Source organism: Marinobacter sp. (assembly GCF_044799475.1).
Taxonomy (GTDB): domain Bacteria; phylum Pseudomonadota; class Gammaproteobacteria; order Pseudomonadales; family Oleiphilaceae; genus Marinobacter.
The window spans coordinates 2,745,266-2,756,338 of record NZ_CP085217.1; the positions used below are offsets into that span (position 1 = coordinate 2,745,266).

The 11,073-nt window shown below is 58.8% G+C and carries 9 protein-coding genes; 7 read left to right on the top strand and 2 right to left on the bottom strand.

Translation table 11 applies throughout. From position 1 onward, the window contains the following. Window positions 1-11: 11 nt before the first annotated feature. From LG327_RS12710 to LG327_RS12720, 3 genes are read left to right on the top strand one after another with little or no spacing between them, the layout of a single operon-like run. Window positions 12-539, top strand: coding sequence for an ExbD/TolR family protein (locus LG327_RS12710; RefSeq protein ID WP_404362322.1), 528 nt, complete (start codon window positions 12-14; stop codon window positions 537-539). Further along, window positions 536-1,033, top strand: coding sequence for an ExbD/TolR family protein (locus LG327_RS12715; protein WP_404362324.1), 498 nt, complete (start codon window positions 536-538; stop codon window positions 1,031-1,033). Before LG327_RS12710 ends, LG327_RS12715 begins: the two co-directional genes overlap by 4 nt. Beyond that, window positions 1,026-1,994, top strand: coding sequence for an AgmX/PglI C-terminal domain-containing protein (locus tag LG327_RS12720; RefSeq protein WP_404362326.1), 969 nt, complete (start codon window positions 1,026-1,028; stop codon window positions 1,992-1,994). Before LG327_RS12715 ends, LG327_RS12720 begins: the two co-directional genes overlap by 8 nt. 9 nt (window positions 1,995-2,003) lie before the next feature. Here LG327_RS12720 and LG327_RS12725 read toward each other — a convergent pair whose 3' ends face one another. Beyond that, window positions 2,004-2,489: a MaoC/PaaZ C-terminal domain-containing protein gene (locus tag LG327_RS12725; RefSeq protein WP_404362328.1), complete on the bottom strand. Its 486-nt coding sequence runs from the start codon at window positions 2,487-2,489 to the stop codon at window positions 2,004-2,006. A 176-nt stretch (window positions 2,490-2,665) separates the two neighbouring features. On the opposite strand from LG327_RS12725, the gene LG327_RS12730 reads away from it, so the two are divergent. The 3 genes from LG327_RS12730 (at window position 2,666) to LG327_RS12740 (ending at window position 9,724) form a co-directional block, all read left to right on the top strand. Continuing rightward, window positions 2,666-4,345, top strand: coding sequence for an AMP-binding protein (locus tag LG327_RS12730; protein ID WP_404362330.1), 1,680 nt, complete (start codon window positions 2,666-2,668; stop codon window positions 4,343-4,345). A gap of 192 nt (window positions 4,346-4,537) precedes the next feature. Beyond that, window positions 4,538-8,446, top strand: coding sequence for an ATP-dependent RNA helicase HrpA (gene hrpA, locus LG327_RS12735; RefSeq protein WP_404362332.1), 3,909 nt, complete (start codon window positions 4,538-4,540; stop codon window positions 8,444-8,446). A gap of 156 nt (window positions 8,447-8,602) precedes the next feature. Further along, window positions 8,603-9,724 carry a beta-ketoacyl-ACP synthase III gene (locus LG327_RS12740; protein WP_404362334.1) on the top strand — a complete coding sequence of 374 codons (1,122 nt, stop codon included), beginning with the start codon at window positions 8,603-8,605 and terminating at the stop codon, window positions 9,722-9,724. Window positions 9,725-9,727: 3 nt separating this feature from the next. Here the strand turns inward: LG327_RS12740 and LG327_RS12745 are convergent, their stop codons facing one another. Next, window positions 9,728-10,135: an acyl-CoA thioesterase gene (locus tag LG327_RS12745; protein WP_404362336.1), complete on the bottom strand. Its 408-nt coding sequence runs from the start codon at window positions 10,133-10,135 to the stop codon at window positions 9,728-9,730. Window positions 10,136-10,231: 96 nt separating this feature from the next. Here LG327_RS12745 and LG327_RS12750 point away from each other — a divergent pair, with 96 nt between their 5' ends. After that, window positions 10,232-11,029: a VacJ family lipoprotein gene (locus LG327_RS12750; RefSeq protein WP_404362338.1), complete on the top strand. Its 798-nt coding sequence runs from the start codon at window positions 10,232-10,234 to the stop codon at window positions 11,027-11,029. Window positions 11,030-11,073: the final 44 nt, after the last annotated feature.

An 11,073-nucleotide genomic window follows, 5' to 3' on the forward strand; every position in this document is an offset into this window, starting at 1 on the left:
GAAGAGCTTTTATGAGACGCAGACATCGTCGCTTGCCGGCCAATGCGGACCTGGACATTACGGCTTTCATGAACCTGATGATCGTCCTGGTGCCTGTGCTGTTGCTGGGTATGGTGTTCAGTCAGGTAAGAATGATCGAACTGAATTTCCCCGGGGAAAGCTCGGGCCAGCCACTTGATAGCGAGAATCTCCAGTTGATGGTGACGCTTCTGCCCCGGGGGCTTGAGGTGAGGGACAGCGAAAACGGCGTGATCAAAAGTCTTCCCGCGAAGCAGGAGGGTCAGGATTATGAGGGTCTGCGGGAGATTCTGCGGGCGATCAAGAGCCGCGTGCCCGAGAAAACGGACCTGATCCTGGAGGTCGGTGGCGACGTGGATTATCAGACGCTGGTCAATGTGATGGACCGGGTGCGTTCATACCCGGCGGTCGTCGCAGCCAGCGTGGTTGAGGCCGAGCTGTTTCCGGATGTCTCGCTGGCTAACGTGCCTGATGACCGCCAGTTGAGTCAGGGGATGTCGGACGAAGGAGCCGCACTGTGAAGAAATCCACACGCGCGCGCCGGATGTCCCGCCATTATTCCCGAATGCACCGGGCTGGAGGCCTCAACCTGGTGTCACTGATGGATATTTTCACCATCCTCGTATTCTTTCTGATGGTGAACTCTTCCGATGTGAAGGTCATGGAAAACACCGCGGCGGTACCTTTGCCCAAGTCCACCGCCGACAGGCAGGCGAGAGAATCACTGATGATTCAGGTAACCGGTTCCGCGATTCTTGTCCAGGGGCGCGAAGTTGCCCGGCTGGCGGATATCGCGGCTGATGATGAGGCTATTGCGGGGCTGGCTGAAGAACTGGCATACCGGAGGGCGCGTCACGCCGGCATACCCGAAGAAGGTCTGGAAGTGACTGTGATGGCAGGCCGCGACACCAACTACCGCCTGCTGCGCAAGGTCATGCAGACCTGTGTCGATGGGGATTACCGGCAGGTTCGGCTGGCTGTGGAATCCCGGCCCCGGGAGGCAGACAATGGCTGATCGGTCCCATCGACGTCTGGCTCTGCCCTGGTCATCCGAGCCCGGGGAGAACCTGAGATTTGGCCTGGCGCTTGGCCTGATGCTGATTGTCTTCCTGCCAGCCGCCCTGATCATTCCCGGTATTGATCTGCCGGAACAGGAACGCTCGGAAACCGAAGAAGTGCCGCCCCAGTTGGCCCGCCTGGTGGAGCAGAAACGGCTTCCGGAGCCACCACCGGAACCGGAACCTCTGCCGGAGCCTGAACCCGAGCCAGAGCCAGAGCCTGAACCCGAGCCGGAGCCAGAGCCAGAACCCGAACCCGAGGTTGCGGTGACGCCGCCACCGGAGCCTGAACCAGAACCAGAGCAGCCACGGCAACAGACAGTGGAGCAGGCACGGGAAAAAGCCTCCCGTTCCGGACTTCTGGCGCTGCAGGATCAGCTGGCAGAGATGCGGGCGCCGGAGTCAGCTCCGGTGAAAACACTCAGGGCCAATGTTGACACTGAGGATAGCCAGGTCAGTCAGCAGGACCTGGCCGGCGGCAGGGCGCTTCAGGGGAGTGGCGGCGTGGAGGCAGCAGAGGGGCCCAGGCGCGATGTGGCTCTGGCGGAGCATCAGGTAAAACAGGTTTCGGCGCCAGCAGAGCCAGCGGTGGCTGCACAGCCGGCCGGGGAGAAGAAGAGTGCGCCCTCCGAACGGTCCATGAGCAACATCCGGCAGGTATTCGACAGTCAGAAAACCTCGCTCTATTCAATCTATAACCGGGAGCTGCGCAAGGATCCGACACTCGAAGGCAAGGTTCTGCTTGAGCTGGTTATCGAACCGGACGGCAGCGTCTCACGATCCGAAGTGGTCAGTTCGGAGCTGGATCACCCCCAGCTTGAGAGCCGCATTGCCGGACGGGTGCGCCTGTTCAATTTCGGCCAGGCGGATGTGGAAACCCGGACTGTCCGTTTTCCCATCGACTTTCTGCCTTCCTGACAGCCAGGTTTACTGCTCGATGGTGATTTTCGGCAGGCGGGGCTTGGTGATTGTCATCTTCTGTTTCGGTGCAATCACCCTGGCCTCTCCGGTGACAACCGTCTCGCCCGCCTGATTGCGAACGTCGCAGCCCATGGTTACCCGGTTCTTCGGCTCTTTCTTCAGTACCGTCAGGGTGATGGTGAGGGTATCGTCCAGCTTGACCGGCCGTTTGAACGCAAGGCTCTGCTCCAGATAAATGGTGCCCGGCCCGGGTAGCACGGTTGCCAGGGCCGCTGAAATGAGCGCGCCGCTCCACATGCCATGGGCGATCCTTTCCTTGAACATGGAATCAGCCGCCCAGGCGGCGTCCAGGTGCACCGGGTTTACATCTCCGGAGACCGCAGCAAAGAGCACCAGCTCGTCTTCGGTCAGTGTCCGGGTGTAGGTGGCGACATCCCCCTCCCGAAGCTCGTCATAAGTGATGTTTTCAAGTGTGTCGAGGGTCTGATCCATGGTTTACATCCACTTTGTGTGATCGCGCGGTATCGCTGAAAACTACCTCATCGTTCACAAAACTGCTATTCTCACGGATCTTTTTTTGGGCTGATACTTTGGTCTGGTTGTATTTTCCAGCCGAAAGCGAACCGGTCGAAGACGATAATCACAAGAGATACACAGGAGATGCAGTGATGGATTTTGAGCAGTTCTATAAGGACAAGTATCCTGCGGACATTCCCAGCGAAGTTGACGTCACCCAGTACAAAAGCATGGTGGATGTCTTCGAGCAGTCAGTGAAAAAGTTTGCCGACCGTCCTGCTTTTACCGCCGTTGGCGTGACTCTCACCTATCGTGATCTCGACCGGCTCAGCCGTCAGTTTGCGGCCTGGCTCCAGAACAAAACCGACCTCAAGCCTGGCGACCGTATCGCCGTCCAGATGCCGAACCTGACCCAGTATCCTGTGGTGGTATTTGGTGCCATGCGCGCGGGTATGATTGTGGTGAATACCAACCCGCTGTACACCACGCGGGAGATGGAACACCAGTTCAATGACTCCGGCGCCAAAGCCCTGGTTATCCTTGCCAACATGGCCGACAACGCCGAGAAGGTTCTGCCCAGTACCGGCATTGAGCATGTGATCGTCACCGAGATCGCAGACATGCATTCACCCCTCAAGCGCACGCTGATGAATGCGGTGGTCAAGTACGTCAAGAAGATGGTGCCGAGCTTCAATCTGCCGCAGGCCCACAAGCTGCCGGCGGTGCTGAGCGAAGGCGCGAAGGAGAAATTCACCGCGGTTGAATCGAAGCTCGATGATATTGCCGTTCTGCAGTACACCGGGGGCACAACCGGCGTTGCAAAAGGTGCCATGCTGACCCACGGCAACCTCGTGGCCAACCTTCTTCAGACCCGGCCGATGCTCGGAGGTCTGATCGAAGAAGGCAAAGAGGTGATCATCGCGCCTCTGCCCCTGTACCACATCTACTCGTTCACCCTGAACTGCGGCATCATGCTCCAGGCGGGCGGGCACAACGTCCTGATCCCGAATCCCCGCGATATTCCGGGCTTCGTCAAGGAACTCAAGAACCACAGGTTCACCGCGTTCCTCGGCCTTAATACCCTGTTTGTGGCGCTGTGCAACAACGAAGAGTTCAGAAACCTGGACTTCAGTGCTCTCAAGCTGACCTCTTCCGGTGGCATGGCACTGACCCAGGACACCGCGAAGACCTGGCAGCGTGTAACCGGCTGCGAAGTCAGCGAAGGCTATGGCCTTACCGAGACCTCACCCGTGGTGAGCATCAACCCGCCCAACGCGATCCAGCTTGGCACCATAGGGCTGCCGGTCTGCAACACCGTCATCCAGACACTGGATGAAGATGGCAAGCAGACCCCTCTGGGTGAGCCGGGCGAACTGTGCGTCAAGGGCCCACAGGTCATGCGTGGCTACTGGCAGCGCCCTGAAGAGACCAGGAAGTCCTTCACCGAAGGCGGCTTCTTCCGGACGGGCGATATTGCGCTGGTGCAGGAAGACGGCTATATGCGCATCGTTGACCGTAAAAAGGACATGATCATTGTGTCCGGCTTCAATGTCTTCCCCAACGAGATCGAAGATGTGATCACCGGCCATCCCAAGGTCACCGAGTGTGCCGTTGTGGGCGTACCGGATGACAAGAGCGGGGAGGCGGTCAAGGCGTTTGTGGTTGCGTCTTCCGGTGACCTCACGGAAAGTGAGCTCAAGGAATTCTGCCGCGAGCGGCTCACCGCCTACAAGGTGCCGAAGAAGTTCGAATTCCGGGATGATCTGCCCAAGACCAACGTTGGCAAGATCCTCCGGCGGGAACTTCGGGACGAAGAGATAAAGAAGAAGTAAGCTTCAGCCCGGTAAAGCAGAACGCCCCGATCGCCGGGGCGTTCTGCTTTGTGCCGCCAGGCAAGCGGGCAGATCTTTCCAAAACACGCTGTGAATACTTCCATGTACGCTCGGCCTCCGCCATCCTTGGCTCCGGACGGTTTTGGAAAGACCTGCCCGCTTACCTTAGTGTGAACTGGAATCAGAGCCTCAATGAACGAATCGAATCAACCCCCCGTGCAGAACGAGACCGTCAGTGCCGTGATGGCACAGCTGCACGCCTGCAATCAGCTGGAAGCAGCCCGCATCCGCAAGCTGGTAGCACGCCGCAAAGGGCGGCCGGGCCAGCAGGACCTTGAAAAGATCGGCCAGTGGCTTGAGCGCGGACTGGCCAGGGTGCAGGAGAGGGAAACGCGACACAAGCCGGCCACTTATCCTCCGGGACTGCCGGTGTCGGACCGGGTGGACGATATCCGCAAGGCCCTGGACGAGCACCAGGTGGTGATTGTTGCCGGCGAAACCGGCTCCGGTAAAACCACCCAGATTCCCAAGATCTGCCTCAATGCAGGCCGGGGGATTCGTGGGCTCATCGGCCATACCCAGCCACGAAGGATCGCGGCCAGGAGTGTCGCTGCGCGCATCGCGGAGGAGCTGGGGGAAGCTCCCGGTGAACAGGTGGGCTTTCAGATCCGCTTCACTGACACCACTTCCGAACGGTCACGGATCAAGGTGATGACCGACGGCATACTGCTGGCAGAGGTCCAGCATGACCGTTTCCTGGACCGCTACGACACCATCATTATCGACGAGGCCCATGAACGCAGCCTGAATATCGATTTCCTCCTCGGCTACCTGAAGCAGCTGCTGCCAAAGCGCCCGGATCTGAAGATCATCATTACCTCGGCAACCATTGAGGTCGAGCGGTTCAGCGAATTCTTCAATAATGCCCCTGTGATCGAGGTTTCCGGCCGGACTTATCCGGTGGAGGTGCGTTACCTGCCATTGACGGGGGACGAAGACGACCGTGATCAGAGCTGGAGCGAAGGCGTACTGTCCGCTCTTGAAGAAGTCGAGGCACACGAGCGGCAGCACAGCCAGCCGCCGGGCGACATTCTTGTGTTTCTGCCGGGGGAGCGCGAAATACGGGCAATGAGCAAAAACCTGCGGCATGCGGAGCTGAGGCACACGGAAGTTGTGCCCCTGTACAGCCGACTCAGCACCCAGGAGCAGAACCGGGTGTTTCAGCCCCACCGGGGACGGCGTATCGTGCTCGCCACCAACGTGGCGGAAACTTCCCTTACGGTGCCAGGCATCCGTTATGTTGTCGACACGGGGGTGGCCAGGATCAGCCGTTACAGCGTGCGGTCCAAGATCCAGCGGCTGCCGGTGGAGCCCATTTCCCAGGCCAGTGCCAACCAGCGGGCGGGCCGCTGTGGCCGGGTTGCGCCCGGGATCTGCTTCCGGCTTTATGACGAAACCGACTTCATCAACCGCCCGGAATACACCGACCCGGAGATCCTGCGCACCAACCTTGCTTCTGTCATTCTGCAGATGGCCAGCTCCGGGCTTGGTGAAATCCGCCGTTTTCCGTTCCTGGAGGCTCCGGATAACCGCCTCATCAATGATGGCTACAAGCTCCTGGAAGAGCTCGGCGCGGTGGATGACCGTCGTGAGCTGACCATGATGGGCCGCACCATGGCCAGGCTGCCAGTGGATCCTCGCCTGGCAAGAATGCTGATGACCAGTGCCGAGCAGGGCAGTCTTGCTGAAATCCTTGTGGTGATTTCAGGGCTGAGTATCCAGGATCCCAGGGACCGGCCCCAGGATAAGCAGCAGGCGGCGGATCAGGCCCATGCTCCGTTCAATGACAAGGAATCCGATTTTGTCACCCTGCTGAACATCTGGCGTTTTTTCGAGGAGCAGCGCCAGGAACTGTCCCAGAATCACCTGAAAAAGCTGTGCCAGAAGAATTTTCTGTCATGGATGCGAATGCGGGAGTGGCGGGATGTTCACCGTCAGCTGACCCTGGTATGCCGCGAACAGAAACTCGCAATGAACCGCGAGGTCGCTTCCTACGACAGCATTCACAAGGCCATTCTTGCCGGACTGCTGGGCCAGGTGGCCACCAAGCTGGAAAAACGCGAGTATCTGGCCACTCGCAACCGGAAGATTTTCATTTTCCCCGGCTCCAAAGTGGTAAAGACAGCGCCAAAGTGGATAGTCGCCGCTGAAATCGTGGAAACCAGCCGGGTGTTTGCCCGCATGGTGGCCCGCATTGAGCCGGAATGGGTAGAGCCCCTGGCACCCCATGTGGTCAAGCATCATTATTTTGAACCCCACTGGGAGCGCAAGCAGGGTCAGGTGATGGGGTACGAAAAGGTCACCCTTTATGGCCTGGATATCATTCCCCGCCGCAGGATCCCCTACAGCAAGGTGGATCCGGTGGAATCCAGAACCCTGTTTATCCGCCGTGCGCTGGTGGAGGGGGATTACGACACGGCAGCGCCTTTTATTGCCAACAATCAGGCGCTGCTGGATACGGTGGAGAATCTTGAGCGCAAAACCCGCCGCCGGGATCTGCTGGTTGATGAGCAGGTGCTGGTGGATTTCTACCATGAGCGGATTCCGGCGACGGTGGTCAGCGGCAGTCATTTTGAAGCCTGGTGGAAGACCCTTGATGCGGAGGGCCTGCGGGATCTTGAGTTGTCGGAGTCGGATGTCCTGCAGCGCCCCCTGGATGAACGCACGGTGGAGCAGTTCCCCGATGAGCTGGAGTGGCAGGGGGTCCGTTATCCTCTGAGCTATCAGTTTGAGCCCACGGCCGAGGACGACGGTGTCACCCTGCAGGTGCCCCTGATGGCCCTTAAACAGCTGCCCGGCTATCGCCTGGAATGGCTGGTTCCCGGTCTGCTGCGGGAAAAATGTAATGCGCTGGTAAAGAGTCTGCCCAAGGCCCTGCGGCGCAATTTTGTGCCGGTGCCGGATTTTGTCGATGCCGCCCTTGGCAATCTTACACCCTGCAACGAGCCCCTTACGCTCAAGCTGGGAGAACAGCTCCGGCGCATGACCGGTGTCCAGATCGACCCGGAAGCCTGGCGGCCCGAAGAACTGCCCCGGCACCTGCGGATGAACCTGCGGGTGGTCAACGACCGGGAGGAAATCATTGCCGAGGGGCGGGACATACAGCAGGTGCAGGACCGGCTGAACCAGAAGGCCGAGGCGGCCCTGAATGCCGTCGAAACCGGCAAACGCAGCGAGGCGGTGGTGGAGGCCCGGGACTGGCAGTTTGGCCAGTTGCCGGAGACCGTCCAGACGGAAAAGGCCGGCATGCAGGTGACTCTTTACCCGGCACTGGAAGACCGCGGGGATGCCGTTCGCCAGACCCGTTACCTCGACCCTCTCACTGCCGAAGATGCCACCCGCAGGGCTGTTGCCCGCCTGATACTCCAGCGCCTCGGCAATACCCTGGAGGGAATGGAGCGCAAGCTCCCCTGCTTCCGGTCCTCAGCGTTGCTGTTCGCTCCGGTTGGAAAGGCCAGCGGGTTGCTGGATGACCTGCTGCTTGCCACCGCCATGCAGCATTTCCTCAAAGGCCCTGCGCCTAGGTCCGAAGAGGGTCTCGTCGAGGTGTATGAGGCAGGCCGGGCGGATTTTCTGCCGGCACTGGAGGAGGCTGACCGACAGCTGTTCAGCGCCCTGCAGGGCCATCATGGGGTGATGAAGCAGCTCAAGGGCAAGATCACCCTGGCCCAGGCCAACAGCATGGCGGATATCAAGTTCCAGATGGAGCAGCTGGTCTATCCGGGTTTTCTGGTCAACACCCCGGCTGAATGGTTTGTCCATTTTCCGCGCTATTTCGAGGCGGCGGACCTGCGGCTGGAAAAGATGACCCGGGAGATGGGCCGTGAACGGGAGTTTCTGCACGCCATAGAGCCACTCTGGGCCCGCTATGCGAAGAAGCGGGATGAACACCAGCGTCAGGGGATTCGTGACCCGGAACTTACGGTTTACCGGTGGATGCTTGAGGAATTCCGTGTATCGTTTTTTGCCCAGCAGCTGGGAACGGCGGTGCCGGTCTCGGTCAAGCGGCTGGATAAACAGTGGCAGAATGTGCGGGTATAAGCAGCGCGACTCCCTGAAAATGCGACGATTGTCGCGACCGCGCGCCCGGGACTACTGTGCTAATATTCAGTGACAGGGGCTGGTCCGTAAAAAAATCGTTTTGTATATCAAAACCGCCCATCTATATCTTGCCAAACAGAACCTATGGGGTCACGCGTGATTAAAGCCGTTATTAGCGGAACAGGTCTCTATACACCGCCAGCAACGATTGATAACGACGAGCTTGTTGAGGCGTTCAATGCCTGGGTCAAGCTTTACAACGAGGAGCACGCCCAGGAGATCGCCCGGGGAGAAATGGAGCCGAAACAGCCCTCGTCATCGGCCTTCATCGAGAAAGCCTCAGGTATCAAACGCCGTCACGTGATTGACCGGGAAGGCATTCTGGATCCCCAGCGGATGCGGCCCAATATTCCGGACCGCAGCGATGAAGAGCCTTCCATCCAGTGCGAAATGGCACTCGCGGCGTGTCAGGAGGCTCTGGAGCAGGCAGGACGGACTCCAGCGGATGTGGATGCGGTAATTGTTGCCTGTTCAAACTTTCAGCGGCCCTATCCGGCCATTGCCATCGAAGTCCAGGAAGAACTGGGAGTTGAGGGCTTTGCCTATGACATGAATGTGGCCTGCAGCTCTGCCACATTTGGCCTCCAGGCTGCCGTCAATTCCATTGAAAACGGCTCTGCCAGAGCGGTACTTGTGGTCAGCCCCGAGATCTGCTCCGGCCACCTCAACTTCAGGGACAGGGACAGCCATTTCATTTTCGGTGACGCATGCACGGCCATTCTCGTGGAGAGAGAGTCGGATGTGGATGCCGGCAAGGGCTTCGAGATTCTGGGCACTCGCCTGGTAACCCGGTTTTCCCACAACATCCGCAACAACTTCGGCTTTCTCAACCGGGCGGACCCGTCAGGAGTGAGCAAGCCGGACAAGCTGTTCGTGCAGCAGGGTCGCAAGGTATTCAAGGAAGTGTCACCACTGGTGGCGGAAACCATTCAGAGCCATCTGGCCAGCCTGGATCTTGCGCCGGAACAGCTGCGCCGCATGTGGCTGCATCAGGCCAATCTGAACATGAACGAGCTGATCGCGCGGCGGGTGCTGGGAAGGGATGCTACCCGGGAGGAGGCGCCGGTCATTCTCGATGAATACGCCAATACCAGCTCCGCCGGCTCCATCATCGCCTTTCATAAACACAGGGACGATTTCAAAGCCGGAGATCTGGGCATCATCTGCTCATTTGGCGCCGGCTACTCCATCGGCAGCGTTGTGGTTCGCCACCGCTGAAGATTACTCAGCTGCAAGAGATCTGAGTTTGTCGGGAAGGGGGGCGGATGATCTCGCTTCCCGGTCAAACCATACGATTTTCGCTTCTCCCTCGGCGTAGAGATCGCCGCTATCGGCGTCAGTAACCGTGTAGTGGGTTACCAGACTGGTATTGCCTGCTTTTCCTGCGTATGTTTTCACCTCCAGCGTGGCCGGGTGCACCAGCTCCTTGAGAAAAGTGGCGCTGGTGCTGATAATGACCGGGCCGGTTGGGGCGTCCTCGAGTCCCAGTTCAAGTGATGTCAGCCAGTTGATACGGGCTTCTTCAAAAAAACGGAAGAAAACCGTATTGTTTGCATGGCCGTATGCATCCATGTCGCCCCAGCGAAGGGGAGTGGACAGCGCATGTACGAGATTTCCGGGCTGCGGCATTGAGTTTCTCCGGGCAATAGTAACAGTTGATATAAGTGCAGAAATCACCGCCATTGTCGACGAATGAACATTAAAGTCAAAATTCCAGGACAGCTCATGAATCTATTAGCCCTGATGCGAAGCCCATCAAGATTTCTCGCCCTGACGCTGCTGTTGCTGCCAGGGCTCGGCTGGGCCCAATACACACAGGAAGATGCGGAAACCTGGGAACAGGCAGATCCGGGTCAGCAGTACCCCCAGGCATCTGACCCCTGGGAGAACTGGAACCGGAAAGTCTTCCGCTTCAACCAGACAGTGGACGACTACGCTCTGCGGCCAGTGGCGGAAGCCTACCAGAAGGTAACCCCCGATCTGGTTGACCAGGGGGTCACCAACTTCTTCAACAACCTGACGGAAATCCGCAATTTCGCCAACAGTGTGTTTCAGCTCAAGGGTGAGTCGGCGGTGGTGGCGGCCGGCCGCTTTACCTACAACACGGTGTTTGGACTAGGCGGTCTGATTGACGTAGGCACAGCCTTTGACCTGCCCGAGCGCCCGGAGGATTTTGGCCAGACCCTCGGCTACTGGGGCGCGGACACAGGCCCCTATCTGATGCTGCCTTTCCTTGGCCCCTCAACCATAAGGGGATTCAGCGGTTTCGCCGTGGATCAGGTTGTTCTGCCTTCCCCCTGGGACTCGGTTGACTCCCCCGAAGTCTATTACGCGCGGGCGCTCCAGGTCGTGGATAAAAGAGCGGACCTGCTGGCAGCGGAGGGTTTTATCTCGGGCGACAGCTATACCTTCGTAAAGAACGCCTACCTTCAGCGCAGGGAATACCTGGTCAACGATGGCAAGCCGTCCTCCGACCCCTTTACCGAGGGCGAAGACGAAAATCTGATGCTCGAAGGCTTCTGATTCCCTGTCGCCTTGTGAGCCACGTGGTATGATGGCGCGATCGG

Excerpts from the sequence above, each read along its gene's own strand:
- LG327_RS12750 (WP_404362338.1), top strand. The coding sequence starts at position 10,232 with ATGAATCTATTAGCCCTGATGCGAAGCCCATCAAGATTTCTCGCCCTG.
- hrpA (WP_404362332.1), top strand. The coding sequence starts at position 4,538 with ATGAACGAATCGAATCAACCCCCCGTGCAGAACGAGACCGTCAGTGCC.
- LG327_RS12720 (WP_404362326.1), top strand. The coding sequence starts at position 1,026 with ATGGCTGATCGGTCCCATCGACGTCTGGCTCTGCCCTGGTCATCCGAG.
- LG327_RS12730 (WP_404362330.1), top strand. The coding sequence starts at position 2,666 with ATGGATTTTGAGCAGTTCTATAAGGACAAGTATCCTGCGGACATTCCC.
- LG327_RS12710 (WP_404362322.1), top strand. The coding sequence starts at position 12 with ATGAGACGCAGACATCGTCGCTTGCCGGCCAATGCGGACCTGGACATT.
- LG327_RS12725 (WP_404362328.1), bottom strand. The coding sequence starts at position 2,489 with ATGGATCAGACCCTCGACACACTTGAAAACATCACTTATGACGAGCTT.
- LG327_RS12745 (WP_404362336.1), bottom strand. The coding sequence starts at position 10,135 with ATGCCGCAGCCCGGAAATCTCGTACATGCGCTGTCCACTCCCCTTCGC.